Source organism: Aminobacter aminovorans, from assembly GCF_900445235.1.
Classification (GTDB): domain Bacteria; phylum Pseudomonadota; class Alphaproteobacteria; order Rhizobiales; family Rhizobiaceae; genus Aminobacter; species Aminobacter aminovorans.
On record NZ_UFSM01000002.1, the window covers coordinates 337,661 to 360,165 of the forward strand.

The 22,505-nt window shown below is 62.4% G+C and carries 22 protein-coding genes and 2 pseudogenes; 12 read left to right on the forward strand and 12 right to left on the reverse strand.

Annotated elements, in window-relative coordinates:
* Positions 1–8: 8 nt before the first annotated feature.
* The 6 genes from mbhE to DY201_RS26175 are packed head-to-tail and all read right to left on the reverse strand — an operon-like array spanning position 9 to position 3,197.
* A complete protein-coding gene (gene mbhE / locus DY201_RS26150) occupies positions 9–698 on the reverse strand; it encodes a hydrogen gas-evolving membrane-bound hydrogenase subunit E (RefSeq protein ID WP_115734232.1) in 690 nt (229 codons plus the stop codon).
* Positions 695–1,036 (reverse strand): monovalent cation/H(+) antiporter subunit G, encoded by a 342-nt coding sequence (mnhG, locus tag DY201_RS26155; protein WP_115734233.1) that lies wholly within the window; start codon positions 1,034–1,036, stop codon positions 695–697. The genes mbhE and mnhG overlap by 4 nt, the downstream gene beginning before the upstream one ends.
* A 2-nt stretch (positions 1,037–1,038) precedes the next feature.
* A complete protein-coding gene (locus DY201_RS26160; protein ID WP_115734234.1) occupies positions 1,039–1,281 on the reverse strand; it encodes a hydrogenase subunit MbhD domain-containing protein in 243 nt (80 codons plus the stop codon).
* Between the two features lie 2 nt (positions 1,282–1,283).
* The gene (locus DY201_RS26165) at positions 1,284–1,535 is read right to left on the reverse strand and encodes an MrpF/PhaF family protein (RefSeq protein WP_245432183.1); all 252 of its coding nucleotides are present in this window, start codon (positions 1,533–1,535) and stop codon (positions 1,284–1,286) included.
* A gap of 1 nt (position 1,536) precedes the next feature.
* Positions 1,537–2,055 carry a Na+/H+ antiporter subunit E gene (locus DY201_RS26170; RefSeq protein WP_115734236.1) on the reverse strand — a complete coding sequence of 173 codons (519 nt, stop codon included), beginning with the start codon at positions 2,053–2,055 and terminating at the stop codon, positions 1,537–1,539.
* A complete protein-coding gene (locus DY201_RS26175) occupies positions 2,052–3,197 on the reverse strand; it encodes an alpha/beta hydrolase (protein ID WP_115734328.1) in 1,146 nt (381 codons plus the stop codon). The genes DY201_RS26170 and DY201_RS26175 overlap by 4 nt, the downstream gene beginning before the upstream one ends.
* Positions 3,198–3,409: 212 nt before the next feature.
* Here DY201_RS26175 and DY201_RS26180 point away from each other — a divergent pair, with 212 nt between their 5' ends.
* Positions 3,410–4,840, forward strand: coding sequence for a basic amino acid/polyamine antiporter (locus tag DY201_RS26180; protein WP_115734237.1), 1,431 nt, complete (start codon positions 3,410–3,412; stop codon positions 4,838–4,840).
* A 7-nt stretch (positions 4,841–4,847) separates the two neighbouring features.
* On the opposite strand, the gene DY201_RS28840 is transcribed toward DY201_RS26180, so the two are convergent.
* A complete protein-coding gene (locus DY201_RS28840; RefSeq protein WP_131922395.1) occupies positions 4,848–5,075 on the reverse strand; it encodes a hypothetical protein in 228 nt (75 codons plus the stop codon).
* An 87-nt stretch (positions 5,076–5,162) separates the two neighbouring features.
* Between DY201_RS28840 and DY201_RS26185 the strand changes: the two genes are divergently transcribed.
* From DY201_RS26185 to DY201_RS26225, 9 genes are all read left to right on the forward strand, one after another.
* Positions 5,163–6,596, forward strand: a complete 1,434-nt coding sequence (locus DY201_RS26185; RefSeq protein ID WP_115734238.1) for a basic amino acid/polyamine antiporter — start codon at positions 5,163–5,165, stop codon at positions 6,594–6,596.
* A 19-nt stretch (positions 6,597–6,615) separates the two neighbouring features.
* A complete protein-coding gene (arcA, locus tag DY201_RS26190) occupies positions 6,616–7,860 on the forward strand; it encodes an arginine deiminase (RefSeq protein WP_115734239.1) in 1,245 nt (414 codons plus the stop codon).
* Between the two features lie 75 nt (positions 7,861–7,935).
* Positions 7,936–9,039: an efflux RND transporter periplasmic adaptor subunit gene (locus DY201_RS26195; protein WP_115734240.1), complete on the forward strand. Its 1,104-nt coding sequence runs from the start codon at positions 7,936–7,938 to the stop codon at positions 9,037–9,039.
* The gene (locus tag DY201_RS26200; protein ID WP_115734241.1) at positions 9,036–12,128 is read left to right on the forward strand and encodes an efflux RND transporter permease subunit; all 3,093 of its coding nucleotides are present in this window, start codon (positions 9,036–9,038) and stop codon (positions 12,126–12,128) included. The genes DY201_RS26195 and DY201_RS26200 overlap by 4 nt, the downstream gene beginning before the upstream one ends.
* Positions 12,129–12,136: 8 nt before the next feature.
* Complete coding sequence (locus DY201_RS26205) at positions 12,137–12,742, forward strand: hypothetical protein (RefSeq protein ID WP_115734242.1); 606 nt, start codon at positions 12,137–12,139, stop codon at positions 12,740–12,742.
* A gap of 124 nt (positions 12,743–12,866) precedes the next feature.
* Complete coding sequence (locus tag DY201_RS26210) at positions 12,867–13,370, forward strand: DUF1269 domain-containing protein (RefSeq protein WP_115734243.1); 504 nt, start codon at positions 12,867–12,869, stop codon at positions 13,368–13,370.
* 106 nt (positions 13,371–13,476) lie between these two features.
* Complete coding sequence (locus DY201_RS26215; protein WP_115734329.1) at positions 13,477–13,845, forward strand: Kazal-type serine protease inhibitor family protein; 369 nt, start codon at positions 13,477–13,479, stop codon at positions 13,843–13,845.
* 75 nt (positions 13,846–13,920) lie between these two features.
* On the forward strand, positions 13,921–14,952 hold the full coding sequence (locus DY201_RS26220) for an AI-2E family transporter (RefSeq protein WP_115734244.1): 1,032 nt from the start codon (positions 13,921–13,923) through the stop codon (positions 14,950–14,952).
* 233 nt (positions 14,953–15,185) lie between these two features.
* The gene (locus DY201_RS26225) at positions 15,186–16,286 is read left to right on the forward strand and encodes a helix-turn-helix domain-containing protein (RefSeq protein ID WP_115734245.1); all 1,101 of its coding nucleotides are present in this window, start codon (positions 15,186–15,188) and stop codon (positions 16,284–16,286) included.
* Here DY201_RS26225 and DY201_RS26230 read toward each other — a convergent pair.
* Together DY201_RS26230 and DY201_RS26235 are read right to left on the reverse strand one after the other, a co-directional pair.
* The gene (locus DY201_RS26230) at positions 16,233–17,426 is read right to left on the reverse strand and encodes an MFS transporter (protein WP_115734246.1); all 1,194 of its coding nucleotides are present in this window, start codon (positions 17,424–17,426) and stop codon (positions 16,233–16,235) included. The genes DY201_RS26225 and DY201_RS26230 overlap by 54 nt on opposite strands.
* 198 nt (positions 17,427–17,624) lie before the next feature.
* Positions 17,625–18,656, reverse strand: coding sequence for a helix-turn-helix domain-containing protein (locus DY201_RS26235; protein WP_115734247.1), 1,032 nt, complete (start codon positions 18,654–18,656; stop codon positions 17,625–17,627).
* Positions 18,657–18,990: 334 nt separating this feature from the next.
* On the opposite strand from DY201_RS26235, the gene DY201_RS29210 reads away from it, so the two are divergent.
* Together DY201_RS29210 and DY201_RS26245 are read left to right on the forward strand one after the other, a co-directional pair.
* Complete coding sequence (locus DY201_RS29210) at positions 18,991–19,476, forward strand: FAD-dependent oxidoreductase (RefSeq protein WP_165916003.1); 486 nt, start codon at positions 18,991–18,993, stop codon at positions 19,474–19,476.
* Positions 19,412–19,907: pseudogene (locus DY201_RS26245) on the forward strand (NAD(P)/FAD-dependent oxidoreductase). Before DY201_RS29210 ends, DY201_RS26245 begins: the two are co-directional and overlap by 65 nt.
* A 20-nt stretch (positions 19,908–19,927) precedes the next feature.
* On the opposite strand, the gene DY201_RS26250 reads toward DY201_RS26245, so the two are convergent.
* The 3 genes and pseudogenes from DY201_RS26250 to DY201_RS26260 form a co-directional block, all read right to left on the reverse strand.
* A complete protein-coding gene (locus DY201_RS26250) occupies positions 19,928–21,013 on the reverse strand; it encodes a branched-chain amino acid aminotransferase (protein ID WP_115734330.1) in 1,086 nt (361 codons plus the stop codon).
* A 34-nt stretch (positions 21,014–21,047) separates the two neighbouring features.
* Positions 21,048–21,143: pseudogene (locus tag DY201_RS29305) on the reverse strand (3-hydroxyacyl-CoA dehydrogenase); the annotation flags it as partial.
* 178 nt (positions 21,144–21,321) lie between these two features.
* Positions 21,322–22,503, reverse strand: coding sequence for an acetyl-CoA C-acyltransferase (locus DY201_RS26260; RefSeq protein WP_115734250.1), 1,182 nt, complete (start codon positions 22,501–22,503; stop codon positions 21,322–21,324).
* Positions 22,504–22,505 lie beyond the last annotated feature (2 nt).

A 22,505-nucleotide genomic window follows, 5' to 3' on the forward strand; every position in this document is an offset into this window, starting at 1 on the left:
TCCTGCGTTCAGTTGCGAAAGCGGTCGACGATGACGCTGAGTTCTGCGCCGACCTTGACGCCCAGCAGCGCCGAGATGACAGGGATGGCGCCGGCGCTGACCAGCGTGCCGAATTCACCCGAGGGAAGGATGTGGCTGTCGAGGAAGCCGGCCGCGAATACCAGTCCGAGGATGCCGATCCCGACATAGACGACGCCGGCAAGGGATTCCGTCACGCCGAGGAAACCGTGGTTGAGCCTGGTCGACGGCAAGGCGAGCATCAGAAGCATGGTTCCCGAGGCGACCACCGCACCACCCTGGAAGCCGCCGCCGGCCGACAGGTGGCCGTTCTTGATAACATAGGCGCCGAACAGGAAGATCAGCGGCAGGATGATCTCGGCGCCGTTGCCAACCAGTTCGCTGGGGCGACGCGACCTCATTCCTGGCTCCGCAGCCGTAGCGGTGTCCTTGCCGCCCAAAAGCACACCGACGCCCGCGGCAACCATGAACAGCACCGCCACTTCGCCGAGCGTGTCGAAGCCACGATAGGTGATCAGAATGCCCGTCACGACATTGGGTGCGCCGAGTTCGCGCGGCACCATGGCCAGGTACTGTTCGGCGAGCGCGGACACGCTGTCGCGTTCGGCATAACCGCCGACGATACTGGCGAAGACCGCCCCGAACAAAAGTACGACGAGGAAGGAGAGGACCGTCTTCATGACGCGTCCCCGTTGCCTGCCCGGTCGTCCTCCTCGCGCAGAGCGTCGACGATGGTCGACCGCGCCATAGGCGTGCCGATGGCGTGCGCTGCGCGCGACAGCGCGTGCGAGGAGAGCGGGTTGGTCATCATGACGAAATAGCCAACGACCAGGAGCTTGAACGCCCAATCCGGGTGATGGAAACCGAGCCCGGCAAGCACAAGAATGTTGCCCAGCGTCGAGGCCTTGGTGCCGGCCTGGATGCGGGTAAAGGTGTCGGGCATGCGCAGCAGGCCGAGCCCGGCGGAAAACAGGAAGAACGCGCCTGCTAGCACCAGGATGCTGCCCGTCAGCTCCATGGTCATCCTCCCCCGCCGCCGGTGCGGCGGATCGCGTAAAGAAAGATGACGGTCGACAGGCCCGAGCCGATTGCGGCTTCCGCCATGGCTACATCGGGCGCTGCCAGCAGCACGTAAGAAACAGCGGCAAACAGGCTTGCCAGGCCGGCACTCACCATCGCCGGCATGAGATTTTCGAGACAGACGGCCAAGACGCCACTGACCAGGATGCTGCCGCAGATCAGGATCACCAGCAGTTCAAGCATCGTCACGGCCCCTTTTCGAGGAAACGGGCAATGGCGAGCACGGCGAGGAAGCTGAGCAGGCCGTAAACGAGGGCGACGTCGATATAGACGAAGCGGCCTGACAGATGCGCGTAGAGCGTGATCAACGCGATCGAGACGACGGTCAGCATGTCGATGGCAACGACACGGTCGACTGCGGTCCGTCCGATCACCAGCCTCGCCACGCCGAAGACGATGGCGAAGGAGATCAGCACGCCGGCAAGCAGGAGCATCATGTCAGCCAAAGACCGCCTCCAGATGCTTCTCGAACGGCGCGACTATCATCTGGGTCGCCTGATCCGGGTCCGACGTCTTCACGTCGAGCCAGTGGATGAACAACGCCTCGCCTCTGACGTCCATCATCAGTGAACCAGGTGTCAGTGCGATCGAGTTGCAGAGCGCCAGCCTTCCGATCGGCGACTTCAAGCGAATGCGGACCCTGACGATGCCGGGATGGATGTCGATGCGCGGCGAATAGACATAGCGCAGCATGTTGAGATTGGCCTTCACCAACTCCGTGAAGAAGACGGCGGTATAGGCGAGGAAGTGCCATGCGCTGCGCGGGGTGATGGCGATGTCCCAGACATTGCTGCGGCGTGCGAAGATCAAGGCGACGGCAAAGGAAATGACAGCGCCGGTGACAAGGATGGGCGTTGCCAGCGACGCGTTGACGATCAGCCAGAGGATGAAGAGCAGCAGCCAAAGCACCGGCAGGCCGCCGACACCTTTCCCGATGGTCGGAGACCGTTCGCTCATAGGCGACTCGCGAGCGCCACGCCGCCGAGGATGCGGCCGGGCAGATAGATGACGAGAGCCGCCGCACCTTCGATGACCGAGCCGCCATCGGCCAGGATCGTTTCGCCGGCGCTGGCATCGCCGCCCTCGATCAAGCGGCGCAGCAGCCCGCTTTGACCGGCAAAGCCAATCAGCGTCGGGGAAGTTGCGAAAATGTTGTGCGAGCCGCCATCGACCTCGGACGCGTCAAGCACAGTGATATGCTTCTGTTGCAACAGCGCGATATCGGAGCCGCTGCCGACCCGCGGATGGCCGCCGGCGATGCGCCGGGATATGCCGAGGGCGCGGTCGCGACGCGATACCACGATGGCGAAGGGCATGGGCAATTCGCCGATGTCGCGGACCTGGCTCTGGAAGGCGTCGATGTCGATGTCGGGCGCTGCCAGCACCACGCCGCCGAGACGCTTGATGGCGTGGCGGCGGCCGGTCTGCGCCAATTCACGCAGCGCTTCCATGACGACATAGGCACCCATGGAATGGCCGACGAGGATGACCCGGTTCGCCTTGGTCTGCGCCGCGATCTCGATGGTTTCCGCCAGGCCGCCGCGACCGACCACGGTGCTGTCGCGGTCGTATACATAGAGCGGCAAAGCACCTCCCGAGGGCCACGCATAGTGCAGCGTGACGGCGCGGACATTGTAGTCATGGGCGATCTGCGCGGCCCGGAAGACACTGTCGGCGAAGTTGTTGTTGTAGCCGTGCACGAAGATGAAGATCTCGCGCTCCTGCGGCGGACGCTGGGCCAGCGCGGCATCGAGTTGGGCGACGAACTGCTTGCGGCTGGCGATCTGCTGGTAGCTCCGCGCCACGAAATGCCTGCTGGAGTCAGGTGTCCGGCCGGTCTTCTCGACGTCGCCGGGCACATGGTTCCTGGGAATGCCGATATCGAATCTTGCGAAATTGAGGGTCTGCGAGCGTTCGGCCGAATAGGGCAGCGACAGGTTGTCCGAACGGGCGCGCGTGGTGGCGACGTAGACGGGCACATCCGCCGCAGACGCAGCCTGGTCCGCCGCCGCGCCAAGGCCGAGCACCGCGCGGGGGCCACCGCAGCCGGCGAGCAGCACTACCATCAACAGAACGGAAAACAGACGCTTCGCCGACATGCCTCGATCCAGCAGCTTACGCGTGATCAGAAGCAGCAAATTCGCGTGGCGGCAACCGACGAAGCAGGTCGAGGCCAAGGATTGGGACGCCAAGCATATCCTCGGGATTCCATGCCAATCACATGGTCACCGGGCTCGGGCTAGATTGCCGTCATGGCGGAAGAAATTGATGGGGCTGCCGCCGGCCAATCAAATATTGACGACAAGATTCGATGAGCTCAGCCACTCAGCAGAAATTCTCGGTCTGGACCCTGATGGCGATGGTCGTCGGCTCGATGGTCGGCGCAGGCATCTTCTCGCTGCCGCAGGCCTTCGGCCGCGAGACCGGGCCGTTCGGTGCCCTGATCGCCTGGGCCATCGCTGGCGTAGGCATGCTGATGCTGGCTTTCGTCTTCCAGACGCTGTCGCGCCGAAAGCCCGATCTCGACGCTGGCATCTACGCCTATGCCAAGGCAGGTTTCGGCAACTATCTCGGCTTTCTTTCGGCCCTCGGCTATTGGTCAGCCGCGCTTCTCGGCAATGTTTCCTATTTCGTTCTGATCAAGTCGACGCTCGGTCTGTTCTTTCCAGTATTCGGCGATGGCAACACCATCACGGCCATCGTCATCTCGTCGATGCTGCTGTGGGTCGTTCATTCGCTCATCCTGCGTGGCGTCAAGGAAGCAGCGGCGATCAACACAATCGTCACCTTCGCCAAGATCATCCCGATCTTCCTGTTCATCGTCTTCGTCATCTATGGCTTCAGGGCCGACATCTTCGCTACCAACTTCTGGGGTGGCGAAGATGTCAGCCTCCGCAGCGTCGCAAGCCAGGTCCGGGGCACGATGCTGGTGACTGTTTTCGTCTTCGGCGGCATCGAGGGCGCAAGCGTCTATTCGCGCTATGCCCGCAGTCGCCGCGACGTCGGCGTGGCGACGCTGCTCGGTTTTCTCGGCGTGCTCTGCCTGCTCGTGCTGGTGACGATCCTCTCCTACGGCGTCATGCTGCGCCCGGATCTGGCGGCCCTGCGCAACCCGTCCATGGCTGGCGTGCTGGAGGCGGTGGTGGGGCCATGGGGCGCCAAGTTCGTCAGTGTCGGCCTGCTGATCTCGGTTGCCGGCGCCTACCTGTCCTGGGTGTTGCTGGCGGCCGAAATCCTGTTCACCGCATCACGTAACGAAACCATGCCGCGCTTCCTCGCGCATGAGAACAAGAACGGTGTGCCGTCGAACGCGCTGTGGCTCACCAATGCTGTCGTCCAGACCTTCCTGATCCTTACGCTCTTTGCCCAGTATGCCTTCAGGCTGGCGCTCGAACTGACCAGTTCGATGATCCTCATTCCGTATTTTCTGGTCGCCGCCTACGGCTTCAAGCTGGCCTGGAGCGGCGAGAGCTATGAAAAAGACCAGGCCGCGCGGCGTAGCGAATTGGCCATTGCTGCTATCGCCTTGGTCTACACCGCCTTCCTCATCTATGCGGCAGGCGCCAAGCACCTGCTGCTCTCCGCAGCCCTTTACGGACCGGGCACGATCCTATTCTTCATGGCGCGCATCGAGCAGGGTCGCAGGGTATTCACGCCCGCCGAGACGGTGATGTTCGCCGTTGCCGCTGTCGGCGCGGCGGCTGCGATCTACGGCATCGTCACAGGTCTCATCGTTGTTTAGCCAAGCTCTACAGCAATGCCTGCGCATGCCCGTAGCTTGCTCTAGTTGCAACGCCGCAGGCGCAAACACCCGGCATGGCCGTGACCAGCAGCCCATGCTCAGAAGCAACTGTACGGTATTTGAGCATCTGCTTGATTGGCGCGATCTTTTTCGGGATGGCGTTTCGGTTCCCTATGCCTTTGCGCGGCACAACTTTGGGACGCGAAGCATAGACATGGGATTCCATGCTGATCACAGCCCCACCCCTGCAATCCTATAGTTCACACTGAATTTCTTTCGCATCTCGATCGCGAACGTGGGTTCGCTGCCAGGAGAGGGGACCATGGCTTCAAGCGATAATCAGAAGCTGTCGCTGTTTGCACTTACGTCCATGGTCGTGGGATCGATGGTCGGTGCGGGCATCTTCAACCTGCCCGGTCGCTTCGGCGCAGCCACAGGTCCGTTCGGCGCCATCATTGCCTGGGCGATCGCGGGAACGGGCATGTATATGCTGGCACGCGTGTTCCAGGCCCTGGCCGAGAAGAAGCCGGACATCGACTCCGGCGTCTTTGCTTATGCCAAGGCCGGTTTCGGCAACTATATGGGGTTCCTGTCGGCCTTCGGCTACTGGCTCGGCAGTTGCCTGGGCAACGTCTTCTACTGGGTCCTGATCGGTTCGACCCTTGGGCGGTTCTTCCCCGGCATGTTCGGCGACGGAAGTAGCGCCACCGCCATCATCGTATCGCTGATTGGCATCTGGGCATTCCATTTCATGATCCTGCGCGGCGTCGAGCAGGCCACGTTCATCAACACCATCGTCACAATTGCCAAGATCGTACCGATCCTGGTGTTCATCCTCGCACTGGTCTTCGCCTTCAACTATTCCCAGTTCTCCGCGAATTTTTTCGGTGGTGCCGACATGCCGGCCAAGACGCTGATCGCCCAGGTGCGCGACACCATGCTGATCACCGTTTTTGTCTTCCTCGGCATCGAAGGCGCGAGCGTTTACTCGCGCTTCGCCAAGGAACGCTCCGACGTCGGCAGGGCAACGATCCTCGGCTTCGTCGGCGTCACCGGACTGATGGTGGCGGTGACCTTGCTGCCCTACGCAGCGATGCCGCAGTCGGCGATCGCCGCCGTCCCGCAGCCGTCGATGGCGAGTGTTCTCGAGGCCGTTGTGGGACATTGGGGCGCCGTCTTCATCTCCATCGGTGTCCTGGTGTCGGTGCTGGGCGCCTATCTCGCCTGGTCGCTGATCTGCGCGGAAGTGCTGTTTGCTGCCGCCAAGTCCAATGACATGCCGAAGCTCTTTGCCACGCAGAACGGCAATCGGGTCCCCGCCAATGCACTGTGGCTGACGAACATCGTCGTGTCGCTGTTCGTGATCTCAACCTATTGGTCCCGCGACGCCTTCAACTTCATGCTCGACATGACGAGCGTGACGGCGCTGCTGCCCTACCTGCTGGTTGCCGGTTACGGCATTCTGATCGCGCGCAGCGGGGAAGGCTACGAGACCTCCCAGAATGAACGTGGGCGGGATCAGGTCATCGCCTGGATAGCGGCGATCTACACGATCTTCATGTTCGTCGCTGCCGGGCTGAAATACGTGCTGCTCGTCGCCGTCCTCTTCGCGCCGGGTACGATCCTCTACTTCTGGGCACGCCGTGAACAGAAACTGCAGTTGTTCACCCCAACCGAGCTCATCGTCTTCGCCATCACCCTGATCGCTGGTCTGGTCGGCGTCTACGGTCTGCTGACCGGCACCATCACACATTGAACAGAAAGGCAGAAACGTCATGACAAACAACACTCCTCTCGGTGTTCATTCGGAAGTCGGCCAGCTTCGCAAGGTCATGGTTTGTGCGCCCGGCCGGGCCCACCAGCGCCTGACGCCTTCCAACTGCGACGATCTCCTCTTCGACGACGTGCTCTGGGTGGACAATGCCAAGCGCGACCATTTCGACTTCATGACCAAGATGCGCGACCGCGGTGTCGAGGTGGTCGAGATGCACAACCTGCTCGCCGAAACGGTTGCCAATCCCGAGGCCAAGAAGTGGATCCTCGATCATCAGGTGTCGCCGAACCAGATCGGCCTCGGACTTCTCGACGAAGTCCGCTCCTATCTCGAAGGGCTCTCCAATCGCGAGCTCGCCGAAACACTGATCGGCGGCCTCTCGACACATGAGTTCCCCGAGGCCATCGGCGGCGAGCAACTGGCACTGATCCGGGATGCTGCCGGCGTCAACGAATATCTCCTGCCGCCACTGCCCAATACGCTCTACACCCGCGACACCACGTGCTGGATCTATGGCGGCGTGACGCTGAACTCGCTCTACTGGCCGGCGCGCCACGAGGAGACGATCCTCACCACCGCGATATACAAGTTCCACCCCGACTTCGCCGGCAAGGTCAACGTCTGGTGGGGTGACCCGACCAAGGATTGGGGACTGGCAACGCTCGAAGGCGGCGACGTCATGCCGATCGGCAAGGGCAACGTGCTCATCGGCATGAGCGAGCGCACATCGCGCCAGGCGATCAGCCAGGTTGCAGCCGCGCTGTTCGAGAAGGGGGCTGCCGAGCGCGTGATCGTTGCAGCGATGCCCAAGCTGCGCGCCGCCATGCACCTCGACACCGTCTTCACCTTCGCCGACCGCGACTGCGTGCTGCTCTATCCCGATATCGTCAACGGCATCGGCGCCTTCTCCTATCGCCCCGACGGAAACGGCGGCGTCGAACTGCACAAGGACAAGGGCAGCTTCGTCGAGACGGTGCGCGACTCGCTCGGCCTCAAGAAGATGCGCGTCGTCGAGACCGGCGGCAACGACTACATGCGCGAACGTACCCAGTGGGACAGCGGCGCCAATCTCGTCTGCGCTTCTCCTGGCGTCGTCTTCGCCTACGACCGCAACACCTACACCAACACGCTGCTGCGCAAGGAAGGCATCGAGGTCATCACCATTACCGGGGCCGAGCTTGGCCGGGGCCGTGGCGGCGGTCACTGCATGACCTGCCCGATCATCCGCGACGCGGTCGACTACTGACGTCACCGTCTGTGCTTGTCCTCCAGCGTGCGACGAGAGCCGCGCGCTGGCCCTTGGGTCGATGAGGAACCCGAAATGGCATCTCGTTCGTCTTCCACCAGCAGGCGCCTCCTTGGGCTGGCCGCTGTCGCCACAACGTCACTGCTTGTCGCCGGCTGCCAGCGGGCGGAGGACGTGGCCGAACTGCCGCCTCGTCCGGTCAAGACGGTTGCAGTTTCCTTTAGCCCCGAGGACACGTTCGGCTCGCTCGTCGGCGACGTGCAGCCGCGAACCGAAACCAATTTCGGTTTCCGGCAGGGCGGCGAGATCAGGGAGCGCGACGTGGATGTCGGCGACCGCGTCGAGGTCGGCGTCGTACTGGCGCGGCTCGACACCGAAGACGCCCAGGATGCCGTCCGCAAGGCCGAGGCCAATCTGTTTGCGGCACAATCGACTTTTGACAATGCCGACCAGACGCGCAGGCGGCAGGAGCAGCTTTATCCGCGCACCATCAGCCGTGCAGCACTTGATGCCGCCACCGCCCAGGCAAACGCCGCGCGGGCAGGCGTCGATGCCGCGCAGGCCGCTGTGCGCGTCGCCCAGAACAATCTCGACAACCGCGTGCTGAAATCCAACGCCGCCGGCGTGGTCACCGCGGTGGGTGGTGATGTCGGCCAGGTTGTTGGCGGCGGCCAGATGATCGTGCGCGTCGCGCAGCTTGTCGACAAGGATGCGGTCTTCCAGGTGCCCGAGGCGACCATTCAATCGGCCAGCCGCGATGTCCGCGTCGAAGCGCGGCTGCTCAGCAACCCAAACAGCAAGGCGATCGGCGCGGTCCGCGAGATTTCTCCGGTCGCCAATCCTGTAACCCGCAACTTCACCGTCCGGGTCGGGTTGGAGGCGGTGCCTGATGATTTCCGCTTCGGCAGTGCCGTGCGCGGCACCGTGCAGGTTGCCGGTGACCCGGTTGCCAGGCTGCCGATGACGGCCCTGTTCAACCAGGGCAACGAGCCAGCCGTCTGGGTGGTCGACCCCAAGACCAACACCACGAAGCTGGTGTCGATTGAGGTCCATCGTTTCGAGACCCGCGACTTCCTCGTCGCCAAGGGCTTGCAGGACGGCGACAATGTCGTGGTCGCCGGCGTGCAGCAGCTTCGCCCCGACATGCCAGTGCGCCTGCTCAACGGGGCAGCCAGATGAACGAGGGCGGCTTCAACCTCTCGGAATGGGCCATCAAGCGCCAGGGGCTCATCGTCTTTCTGATGGTACTTGGCGCCATCGCCGGGGCATTTTCATTCCTGAACCTCGGTCGCAGCGAAGATCCCGACTTCACCGTCAAGACGATGCTGGTTCACGCCGTCTGGCCGGGCGGCACCATCGAGCAGACCGTCGACCAGGTGACCGACAGGCTGGAGCGGACACTGCAGGAAGTGCCGCGGCTCGACACACTGCGCAGCCTGACAAGTGCCGGACAGTCGATCATCTACGTCTCGCTCGAGGATTCGACCGCGCCGGATGAGGTCGCCGACATCTGGTATCAAGTGCGCAAGAAGGTCGGCGACATCCAGGCCACCTTGCCGGCTGGTGTGCGCGGCCCCTTCTTCAACGACGAGTTCGGCGACACTTTCGGCATCATCTATGCGCTGCAGTCGAGCGACTTCAGCGATCGCGAGTTGCGCGACTGGGCCTATGAGGCGCGCAGCCGGCTGCTGCGTGTCCACAACATCGGCAAGGTCGAGATGCTCGGCACGCAGGACGAGACAATCTACATCGAGTTCTCGACCCAGCGCCTGGCGAGCCTGAGTATCAGCCCGGCCGTGGTGATGAGCACCATCCAGGCGCAGAACGCGGTGATGCCGGCCGGCACCATGACATCGGCAACCGACCGCACCATCCTCGAGGTGTCGGGGGACCTTCGCGATGAAAACGACATCCGCGAGATCAACATTCCGACCGCGTCGGGTTTCGTGCGGCTGGGCGACATCGCCACCGTCACACGTGGCACGGTCGATCCGCCCCAGCCGATGTTCCGCGTCAAGGGCAAGCCTGCCATCGGCGTTGCCGTTTCCATGGCGTCTGGCGGCGACATTCTCGAACTTGGCCGCGACATCAAGCAGGTGATGACCGGCTTCGAGCACGACCTGCCGCTCGGCATCGAGCTCGTCCATGTCGCGAGCCAGCCGGAAGTCGTCACCAACGCCATCAGGGGCTTCACCGTCTCGCTGACCCAAGCGGTCGTGATCGTGCTCGGCGTCAGCTTCCTGGCACTTGGCTTCCGCGCCGGTATCGCCGTCGCTGTTTCGATCCCGCTCGTCCTTTGCATGACCTTCCTGGCCATGGAAATAAGCGGCATCGCCCTGCAACGCGTGTCCTTGGGTGCGCTGATCATCGCGCTGACGCTGATGATCGACGACGCCATGGTCGCGGTCGAAATGATGATGGCCAAGCTCGACGAGGGCTACGACCGCGTGAAAGCCGCGTCCTATGCCTATACCTCGACGGCCTTTCCGATGCTTGCCGGCACGCTTGTCACCATCGCCGGCTTCATTCCCGTCGGGCTCGCCCGAAGCGTCTCGGGCGAATATGCGCGTTCGCTGTTTGTGGTCATCGCGGTCGCACTCATCGTCTCCTGGCTGATCGCAGTGCTGTTGACGCCGATCGTCGGCCTGGCTGTGCTCAAGTCGGGCGCAAAATCGGCAGACAAGGGCGAAGGCGGCCTGGCGCGAAACTTCAAGAAGCTTCTTCATGCCTGCATCCGCATGCGCTACATCATCGTCGCCGCCACGGTCGCGTTGTTCGTCGTAGCTCTGCTCGCCGCGCCGCTGATGAAACGGCAATTCTTTCCACCCTCTGACCGCCCGGAGCTGATGCTGCAACTGGTGCTGCCGCAAGGCGTATCGATGCAGGCGACTTCGGCGGAAGTGGACAAGGTCGAAAAGCTGCTTGCTTCAGACAGCGACGTCGTCGACTGGAGCTTCTATGTCGGATCGGATGCCATCCGCTTCTATCTGCCTATGGATATCCAGGCGCCGGCGCCGTTCCGTGCCCAAGCGGTTGTGATAGCCAAGAGCGTCGAAGCGCGCGATAGCCTGCAGGCAAGGCTGCAAAGCGAACTCGACCAGCAATTCCCTGACATCATCGCCCGTGTCTCGCCGCTGGAGATGGGGCCGCCTGTGGGCTGGCCGGTCCAGTATCGCGTCATCGGCTCCGATGTTGCCGGTGTCCGCGGCCTCGCCTGGAAAGTCGCCGACGCCGTCGGCAATGTAAGCGGCGTCATCACCCCCAATCTCGACTGGAACGAGCCGATCCGGAAGGTGGTGATCGAGGTCGACCAGGATCGGGCGCGGCTCGTCGGCCTGAACTCGGCAGCCATCAGCCAGACGCTGTTTGCCACGGCGTCGGGATTGCCGATCACCCAGGTCCGCGATTCCATTTACCTGGTCAACGTCGTTGCCCGCGCCGCGGCTGACGAGCGCGCCAATGTCGAAACACTGCGCTCGCTGCAAATTCCGATAGGACCGAACCAGACCATTCCGCTGGCCAGCATCGCCGACATCGAATACCGCACCACTCAGCCGATCATCTGGCGACGCGACCGCGAAACCACGATTACCGTGCAGGCCGATGTCGCGGAGGGCGTGATGGCCGACAGCGTCGTCGACCAGGCCTCTGCTGCCATCGACAAGCTGCGCCACGACAATCCGAATTACCGGATCGAGGTTGGCGGCTCGGTCGAAGGCGCCGAGACCGGCATGGGGTCGGTGCTGGAGATGATCCCGCTGATGGCGATCGTCATGGTCATCATCCTGATGTTCCAGCTCCAGAGCGTCCAGAAGCTGCTGCTCGTGATCAGCGTGGTACCACTCGGCTTGATCGGCGTCGTATTGGTGATGCTGATTACCAACACTCCTGTCGGCTTCATCGCAGTGCTCGGCATGATCGCCTTGATTGGCATGATCACGCGAAACTCAGTCGTGCTGATCGACCAGATGGACAACCGGCTGGAGAGTAGCGGGATGTGCTGGCAGAGCGTCATCGACGTCACGGCTGAACGCGTCCGCCCGGTATTCCTGACCGCAGGGTCGACCATCCTCGGCATGCTGCCGATCATCCGCGATCCGTTCTGGGCGCCGCTGGCCTACACTGTCATCGGCGGTCTGGTTGTAGCGGCCGTGCTGACGCTGATCTTCCTGCCTGCTCTCTACGTGCTTTGGTTCCGCATTCCGGAGGAACGGCCGGCATCGCCTGCGCCGCAGGCAACGGCTCAACCTGCCGGTGTGCCTGCCTGAGCAATAGCATGGAGACCAAAGACTTGCCGGCGGTCGGGAAGAGTGGTGCAATCGAGATCCGGCTCGAGGACGTGTCGCAGCTGTTCGAGACCATGGATCCGTTTCCGTTCAGAGAGCGGGATCTGGCGCGGGATGCGGACGAATACATCTGCGGCTGGGCTGGCGAACTGCCCACCGACCGGCCGCTGGAAATCAGGATCCATCTGCCGGCGGCAGCAGCCGGCAGTGCCGAGGTTCATGGTGTCGACTCGTCATTGCGCAACTATTTCGACTACCGTACCGGGATCGTGGCGCGTGAACTGTCCGATGAGTTCCGCATGGGCCGGCGGGCGTTGCTGATCGGGCTTGGTGTGCTCGGCTTCTGCCTGCTGCTGGGCCAAATGTTTGTCGCCCTCACATCCTATGGTCGCATCGGGCACTTCGTCGAGGAGGGGCTCATCATCGTCGGCTGGGTGGCGCTGTGGCGGCCGCTTGAAATCTTTCTCTACGACTGGTGGCCAATCGCCCAGAGGAAGAGGCTGTATCGGCGCCTGGCCGATGCCAGCGTGAGCGTCAGTTTCTACGACACGCCGGGCGGCGAGGGCCTTGACCTCAAGTCGAGGCGCTCAAAATGAAACGCAATGCAAAGCGTTGGGACGCACCGCTAATCCCCGGCAATTGCCCACAGGCTATGCTGCCGCGCAACACGCTTCGCCAACACGCTTCGCATTGTCCGGTTTTGAAGCAAAAGGAGTTACCATGTCCGACCTGATCGTCATCGTGTATCCGACCGAAGCCAAGGCCGAAGAAGTGCGCGAGCGCCTGTTCGAGCTGCAGAAACAATATCTCATCACGCTTAGCGACGCGGTTATCGCAACCAAGAACGATGCCGGCAAGATCAAGCTGAACCAGCTCGTCAACACCACGGCCGCCGGTGCCGTCTCCGGAAGCTTCTGGGGCCTGCTCGTCGGCGTGCTGTTCCTCAACCCGCTGCTCGGCGTCGCCGTTGGTGCAGCGTCTGGCGCGGTAGGCGGTGCGATGAGCGACTTCGGCATCGACGACGCCTTCATGAAAGAGCTTTCGGGCAGCCTGCAGCCCGGCAATGGCGCGCTCTTCGTGCTAGTCAAGGAAATGACCGCCGACAAGGTGCTGAAGGAGGTCGCGGGCTACGGCGGCGTGGTGCTGAAGACCTCGCTCGACGAAACCAAGGAACAGGCCCTGCGCGACGCCCTGCAGAAGGCCTCCGCCGACCCGGCAAGCTGAGTGCCTTGACCCTGGAAGTCGCAACGGGCCGGAGCCGGCCCGTTGCAGCCGTCGCCGCGCTGCGCGGAATGGTCGTCTGATTGTTTGACAGGGGGAGTTGGCCATCATGAACCGTCTGCTTGCAAGTCCCGCCGCATTGCTGCTGATGACTCTTGGCGTGCTGACGTCCTGTGTTCCCCAGTCGGGGCCCGGACCTGGACCATCGCGTCCTCAGGCGTGCACCTTCGAATATGCGCCCGTCTGCGGACAGCGCGGCGATCGCAGCCGAACCTTCTCCAATTCCTGCATGGCCCGCGCCGATGGCTTCCGCGTTATCCATAATGGCCAGTGCCGCAGGCCCGAGCAGCAGACTGCCTGCCCGGCGATCTACATGCCGGTCTGCGCCGTCAGCGGCGCAAGATGGCGGACGTTCTCCAACAGCTGCATGGCGCGTGCTGACAATTTCCGCGTCGTGTATCAAGGCCGCTGCCGTTGACGACAGTGCATCGAAATGGTCCGATCGAGACAGTTGAAATCTGGCAATGGGTAGCAGGGGCAGGGCAACGGCTGCATGAACGCATATCTTGCCACCGGCATCCTGGTGCTCGCATTGCTGCGAGTCGGGGATTCGATCTTTGTTCCGCTCGTCGTGTCGCTGTTCATCATCGCGCTGGTCTGGCCGATCCAGGCAACGCTTCAGCGGTTCCTGCCACGGCTGCTGGCGTTGTTCATCACCCTCTCAACGACGATCGCTATCGTGCTCGCCGTCGGGTCGTCCGTGGTCTGGGGCTTCGGCCGACTCGGGCAGTGGCTATTCGTCAATGCGGGCAGGTTTCAGGCGATCTACGTCGATTGGACCCACTGGCTGGAGGAGCGCGGCGTGGCGGTCGCTGGACCGCTTGCCGACCGCTTCGACGTCAACTGGCTGGTTGGCTTCACCCAGGGCATTGCAGGCCGCCTGAACAGCTTTGTCGGACTGGCATTGCTGGTCTTCGTGCTGGTAATGCTTGGTCTGCTCGAGGTCGAGGATTTCAACCGGCGCCTGGAGACTCCGGCCGCCCAGCCTTATGGCGCCCGCATTCGCGCTGCAAATCGCGAGATCGGCATCAAGCTGCGCCGCTTCATGGCGGTGCGCACCTTTGCCAGTGTGCTGACGGGGCTTGTGGTCTGGGGCTTTGCTCTGGTGGCCGGACTCGAGCTCGCAGCGGCATGGGGCGCCATTGCCTTCGCGCTCAATTACATTCCGTTTCTCGGGCCATTCTTCGCGACCATGTTTCCGACCCTGTTCGCCATTGCCCAGTTCGAGTCGTGGCAGATGGCGTTGGTGGTGTTCGTCGGGCTCAACCTGATCCAGTTCATGATCGGCAGCTACCTCGAGCCAATCCTCACAGGTGCTTCGCTGGCAATCTCGCCTTTCGCGGTCATCTTTGCCGTGTTCTTCTGGAGCTTCATGTGGGGTATCTCGGGCGCCTTCATCGGCGTGCCGATCCTGATCGCCTTCATCGTCTATTGCGCCCAGTCACCATCGTCCCGCTGGATCGCGGCGCTGCTCGCGTCGGGCAAGACGGAAAAACTGGAAGCGCAGCTCGAACGCCAGGATTGAGAAGACCGGCCGTCTCGCCATCGTCTGCACGAGCCGGCCAAACATTAGCATTAACTGTCATTTTTCGGCCTCGTTGAACAAACTTTCGCGAGCTCTATGATATGTGCACGCGAAGGATCATGACTGCAGGTGTCGCACAGGCCAGCTTGGGCAGGGCCACAGGTCTCAAGCCAACCGCAGACGGCACCTGAAACGCCACTGGACGAGATGCACGTCCGGCTGAGGGGGTTGGCATGGTTGCAACTGGTAGAAGCTTTGCGCCGGAGAACCAGGACGGTTTTCACGCCTCGGCCGGTCAACACGATGGGCCTATTCCTCATTTCGAATTTTCGACCGACGATGTGGCACGCGCCGACCAGTTCGACGCCTGGCGGCAAAACTTTTCCGCAATGCTTGACCTCACGCCCACTGGAAATACGCCCGAGGTGATCGACGGCAGGCAGGTCATCTGGGACCTCGGCTGTCTCGCCTTCACCTCGATCAGCACCGGAGCGTTGAACTTCGCCGGTTTGCCGGGCCATGTGCGCCGGGATGCTCTCGACCACTGGATGATGACCTTGTTTCTCGATGGGGAGGCGAGCACCGTGGCTGGAGGCCGGGCCTTTGACGGCGGCGCCGGGGCGGTACAGTTGCATTCCCTGGGGCAGCCTTTCGAAGGGCACGTCACCGACAGTCACATGCTGATGCTGCTGATCCCGAGGGATTTCTTCCAGGAGCATTCGGGCGCCTTGAGCCTGGCAGAATTCTCGACGCTCGGCGGTGGTATGGGTTGCCTGCTCGCCGACTACATCATCGGTCTTGCCAAGCGCCTGTCGACACTGACGGTTGCCGACCTACCTGGTGTGGCAGCGGCGACGCGCGCCATGATACTGGCCTGCATCGCGCCTTCCCCCGATCATCTCGACGAGGCGAGGGCACCTATATCGAACATGTTGCTGGAACGGGCGCGGCAATGCATCAATGCCAATCTCTACAATCCTGATCTCGACAATGACATGCTGTGCCATGCGCTCGGCGTTTCGCGGACGCGGCTTTACCGCCTGTTCGAGCCCAGCGGTGGTGTCATGCGCTATATCCTGCACCGGCGTCTGGTCGATGCCCATTCGAAGCTCGCCGACCCGACAGAGACCCGGCGCATCTTCGAGATCGCCGAGCAGCGCGGGTTCAACGACGGCGCGGAGTTCAGCCGGGCCTTTCGGCGCGAGTTCGGCTACAGCCCGAGCGAAGTCAGGACACGCGGCCTGGGCGCGATACCGGCGAGGCCGGTCGCCGACCTTGCCTCACTCGAGCCGGTTGAGCGGCTCGGTCATCTTCTGCGGCGCCTGCAGAGCTAGGCTCCGGCGGCTTGCTGAAAGTGCTGCGAGGCCGATCAGCACCATGCCTGTCGCTGCCACGCCAGCCATGAAAAGGTAGGTTCGCTCGCCCCAGCCGGCATAGACCTGACCGCAAAGCGCGGTCAGCAGCGCCATCAGCCCGGCCCACGCCCCGGCAAGCCATCCCTGGACCTGCGCCTGCATCGCGGGCGCAGCCAACTGGGCCAGCACCACGATGCTTCCGACATGCGTGGCGCCGAAGGTGAAGCCGTGAGTTAGCTGCAAAACGGCAAGCAGTTCGACGTTGGGGTCGAATGCCATGCACAGCCAGCGGCCTGCCGCAACCGCAGCCCCCGACAAGAGCAGGAACATCGCAGCTCTGGCATTGCCGACGAGACGCCCGGCAATTGCGAACACGGCGATTTCGGACACCACCCCCAAGGCCCACAGCATTCCGGTCGTGCCTGTGCCGATGCCTGCAGACTGCCAGTGCAACGTTCCGAATGCGTAGATCAGCCCATGGCTTGCCTGAACACAGGCCGCTCCAATCACGACGAGCACGATAAGGCGACCGACGCTGCCGCTTGCTCGGAAGGCTTGGCGCTCGCTCTGCTGCGTCGAAGGCAGCCTTGCGACGGTCAAGGCGGTCAGGGCAGTCAGCCAGGCTGAAGCGGTGAGCAGCCATATGATCATATCCGGCTCGAACCAGATGAGCAGCATGCCCCCGGCAATGTTGGCCATTGCGAAGGCGATCGAACCCCACAGCCTGACGCGTCCATAGTCAACCGGCACTGCCGTGCGCGTGGCACGCAGCGTGACCGCGTCGGCCAAGGCGATCAGTGGCCCCTGCGCGAGGCCGATCGCAGCGACGAGCAGCAAGATCGGCAGGAAGGTAGTTGTTGCCCCGAGAAGGGGCGTGCCGATCGCAACTGCAGCGGCACATGTCAGAAGCGTTCCGCTCAGGCGCTCCTGCCTGTCGGCGACAGCTGTGACCAGCGGATTGGCAACAACACGCGCCAGAAGCGGCATGGCCAGAATGATGCCGATACGGCCGTCATCAAGGTGCTGCGACCGCAGCCACACCGGAAAGAATGGCAAGTTGACGCCGAGTTCAAAGAACAGCGCGGCGTATAGCAGCGAAAAACGCAGGCCAGCAGGCATTCACCCTCAACAATGATGTCATGAGCACCGGACATCTTTGGTGAGGCTGCCATCCATCCGCGCATTAGTACAGATGGCGAGATAGCGAACTTGTTGATTGCTATCCAGAAATCGCATTGAGACGCGCTGTGTCAGCAAGAGCCGTCATGTCAAACATGGGCTGTCGGACGCAGCTAGGCCTTCACCTGCAGATCAGTTCTACACCTGCAGATACAGCAGAATTTCGCCCAGGCTTACCACCTGGTTGAGCAGCTTGAGCGGCAGCCGCTTGGGCGACAAGGGCAGTCCGGCGGCCGCTGCCGCCCTGACTTCACTTGGTGCACAACCCATTTCGCTTCGAAAGGCCCGACTGAATGTCGCAGCGTCTGCAAAGCACAGCCTCTCTGCGATCCGAGAGATGCTGGTCATCGAATTGGGATCGGACAGTTCGTTGTAGGCTGCCAATAGCCGCTGGCGCTGGATGTAGCGTGTCACTCCATGCAGCGGCTCAAAAAGTACATAGAGTTTTGAACGCGAGAGGCCGAGTTGCCGACACAGCTTGTCCGGCCCGAGATCGGGGGCGTGAAGCTCCTTGTGGATCATCTGGCGGGCACGCTCGAGCATCGTTGCCGCGATATGGGCCTGTGCTTCGGCAACACGGTCGGCGGTCGGCGCCAGACAGGCAGAGATCATCGCACGCATCGCCTCGATGGCCTTGGGCACCTCATGTGCCGGTACCTGCGGCAGCCGGCGTTCGAATGAGATCAGGAAGTCGGCGAGCAACCCGCCCAGACCGTCCGGGCCGACACTCCCGGGGTGCTTGTCGAGTACGCCTGCCAGAGGTCGCAGCAGGTCGCGCGGGATGTAGACGGTAGAGACGCTCGAATCCGCCGCAGCGCCAACATAAGGGCGACCAAGCGAGCGGAAATGGACTTGCCGGCGAGGGGCGTTTGCCGCCTCGGCGGCATGCATTGCGCTGTCCGGCAGCACGAGGCACCAATGGTCGAGTGGATCCTTGCCCAAATGATGCCATTTGCGCGGCACTTTGGGACCAGGCATGCGCGACGAGGTGAAGGCGAGCTTGCCCAAATCCCAGACTTGCTGCTCGAAGATGAATCCCTGCCGCGCTTCTGGACTTATGGAGACGTCGATCACCGAAGCGTGGAAGGAGCGCCATGCCTCGAACTGGTGTTCGACCGGCAATTTGCGCGTATCGAATTTCAGCGTGGCGAGCATGCCTGCTTCGTTCATGAAGTCTCCAAGATGCGGGGCCGAACAACCGCTTGCAACTCGAAGTTAGAGAATGACTGAGTGCGGGCCAGCAGACAATAGCAACCGCCCATTGCTGTGGATGGGCATGCCATTCGGCACGCTCTGCTCGAACAGATCCACAACGTCGCCGTGCATCCGTATCGCGACGCCGCCCTCTTGGTCCAGCTACATGCCAGGTGCACAGCCTGGGATGTTGCGCAATGTTCCCGGTTGCCTGCGCGCTCCTCTGGGACCGCTTGCGAACAAGCCGTCCTATCTGCCTCGCGCTCTGCCATGGTTCATGCGGTGGCTCAAAGCAGGGCAATTGGGACGAATGACCCTTCTTGCGCGGCACATGCGCGCGCTGCACAGCCCCGCTTTGGCCGAGTGGCAGAGGCTCGTCGGACCACAACTTTACGCACGGTTCATCCGGCAGGAAGGCGAGGCCGTTCTTTGGGATCATCCTGGTGCGGGTCCGGCTGATGAGGTCGAGGCTAGGCTGAAGGCGGAGTTTGGCATCGAGGTCGAAATGCTCGGTCCCACCGAACTGCAAAAAATGTCCCCCGGCATCTCCTCGAAGGTGAGACGCGGAATGGCCCACACCGTCAGTCCCGCCCAGCTGAACGCCGCACTGGCCGCCCTTATGGAGCGCGAGGGCGTCCGCTTTATCCGCGAACGCGTGCTGAAACTCATTCGTGATGGGCGACGGTTGGCTTGTCCTGACGTCAACGGGCAACCATCGCGCCCGCGAGATCGTGGTCGCCTGTGGCGTCTGGTCTGCCGAGTTGATCGCGCCTCTGGGGGTCAAGGTGCCGCTTGAGAGCCAGCGCGGCTATCACGTCATGTTGCCCCCGGACGCAATTGACCTTGCCATGCCTTTCATTCATCGGACGCGGCATCGGCATGACGCCGATGCTGGAGGGTGCGCGCGTAGTGGGAACTGTGGAATTCTCCGGCCTCGACGGCGTTCCCAATGAGAAGCGGGCCGATCAGGCTCTCTACCATGCGAGGGACATTTTCCCCGCGCTGAAGGCCACGCCGCGGCAGATCTGGACGGGTCAGCGTCCAGCCACACCGGACTCGCTACACGTCCTTGGATCAGTGCCAGAACATCGCGGCCTCTGGCTGTGCTTCGGGCATGGAGCCTATGGCATGACGGGTGCGCCGCCGAGTGGACGCCTGGTCGCCGACCTGATCCTGAAGCGGCCACCTCGGCTTGACGCGGCGCCCTATTCGGTAACTCGGTTCTGAGGGCGGCCTTCGACTGAACGTCAGCGAACGGCGTAAACCCAGTTTCGTTCGTCGACCGACAGGCCTCGTTGTATCCCGACCAGCTCACTGCGCAGCTGGCTTGTGACAGGGCCGACCTGGCCATCAGCTATGGTGAACGAACCACCGGAAAAACGCACGGCACCGATTGCAGCGACGACCGCAGCCGTGCCACAGGCGAAAACCTCCCGCAGCCTGCCGCTTGCGGCGTCTGATTGCCATTGGTCGAAACTGTAAGCCTTCTCCTCGATGGCAATACCAGCGTCGCGAGCGATCGAGATGAGAGACGCACGGGTGATGCCGGGTAGGATCGTGCCCAAAGGCGGCGTTACGATGCTGCCGTCGTCCATGACAAAAAAGATATTCATGCCGCCGAGTTCTTCCACCCAGCGGCGCTCCGCGGCATCGAGAAACACGACCTGATCGCAATCATGCTTTGCCGCCTCAGCTTGTGCGATCAGGCTGCCAGCATAATTGCCACCACACTTGGCCGCTCCCGTGCCACCCGCCGCTGCCCGACTGTAATTGTCTGAGACCCAGACCGTAATCGGCTTCTCCCCACCCTTGAAATAGGCGCCAACCGGAGATGCGATAACGCAGAAGATGTATTGAGATGCGGGACGCACGCCCAGAAACGCGTCGCTTGCGAACATGAACGGTCGGAGATAGAGGCTGCCTTCCCCTTCCGGAATCCACTCGCGGTCAATCCCGACGAGCGCTTCAACCGCTTTGACAAAGACGGCTTCCGGCAACTGCGGCATTGCCATGCGTTCGGCGGAACGATTGAAGCGACGCGCATTCTCCTCGGGACGAAACAGGGCAATCTCGCCACTGCTTGTCCTGTACGCCTTCATGCCTTCGAAGATTTCCTGGGCGTAGTGTAGCACTGCGCTGGCTGGATCGAGAGAAAACGGCTCTCGCGGCCTGACGCGCGCGTCGTGCCAACCTTGATCTGCCGACCAGCTCATCGTCACCATATGGTCGGTGAAAATCCTGCCGAAACCGGGGTTTTCCAGAAGCTTCGCCCGGTCCCGTGAAGGCACCGGATCTGTTGCCCGCGTGGTGGTGAGCTCAAAAGTCTTGTCCATAGCAGCCTCATTCATCGCAGACACGCCTATATAGTCATTTGGGAGCCATTCGAATGGCTCCATCCAGCCTGATCGTTTCGCCATTCAACATCGGATTCAAGACGATGCTCTCCACCAAGAGCGCATATTCCCACAAGATTGATCTCGATTGCCTTCCTGAACGCCTCGACAGGGTGCGGCATGAATTCCCGGCCGACGGCCTTGATTGCAGGAGCGACGCTGGCGCGGTGCCGAGCGGTCGCTGCACCTAGACCCGATGCGCCGCCGGTGACGACCACCGCAGCTCCTTCAATCCGCACCAGCGCCTCCTAGATGATTTCAAGCGCAATGGCAGTGGCTTCACCACCGCCAATGCAAAGTGCGGCCACGCCGCGCTTTGCACCACGTGCCTTCAGGGCGCCGATCAGCGTCGCGACGATGCGCGCGCCGCTTGCGCCGATGGGGTGGCCAAGCGCGGTTGCTCCTCCGTTGACGTTGATCTTGTCGTGAGGAATATCGAGATCGCGCATCGCAATCATTGCCACTGCCGCGAAAGCCTCGTTGACCTCGAAAAGGTCAACATCCGCAACCGACCAGCCGGCCTTTTGCAAGAGCTTTCGGATGGCAAAGACGGGTGCGGTTGTGAACAGGGCCGGCGCATGTGCGTGTGCAGCGGTGGCAACAACCTGCGCCTCCTGCGCGAGGCCTAACCGCGACGCGACGCTGGCGCGGGTCATCACCAGTGCAGCAGCGCCGTCGGAGATGGAGGCGGATGTCGCGGCAGTAATGGTGCCGTCCTTGGCGAAGGCGGGCTTCAGCGACGGGACCTTTTCCGGTTTCGCCTTGCCTGGCTGCTCGTCTTCCGAGACCACGACATCGCCGCCGCGACTGGTTACCGTCACGGGCACGATTTCGGCTGCGAAGGCTCCGCTGTTTATCGCAGCATTGGCGCGGGACAAGCTTGCGAGCGCGAATGCGTCCTGTTCGGTGCGGGAGAACTGGTAGTCGCGCGCAGTATCCTCGGCAAAGGCACCCATCGGCTTGCCCTTGTCATAGGCATCTTCCAGCCCGTCCATCATCATCGTGTCGATGATCCGGTCATGGCCGATGCGCGCGCCGCTGCGATGCTTGGGAAGGGCGTAGGGCGCGTTGGACATGCTCTCCATGCCACCGGCAATGACGACGTCGGCGGCACCTGACGCAAGCGCCTCGGCCGCCATGATTGCCGCCTGCATGCCGCTGCCACACATCTTGTTGACGGTGGTCGCCTCGACTGACTGCGGCAATCCAGCACCGAGGGCCGCCTGTCGTGCAGGCGCCTGTCCGAGAGCTGCCGGCAAAACGCAGCCCATGTAGATTCGGTCGATGATTTGTGGGTCGACGCCACTTCGATCAACCGCCGCCTTGACGGCGGCGGCACCAAGTTGCGTTGCCGAGGTGCCGGAAAAGGCCCCCTGAAAAGCGCCCATGGGGGTGCGGGCATATGAGGAGATAATGATTGGGTCGGTCATTG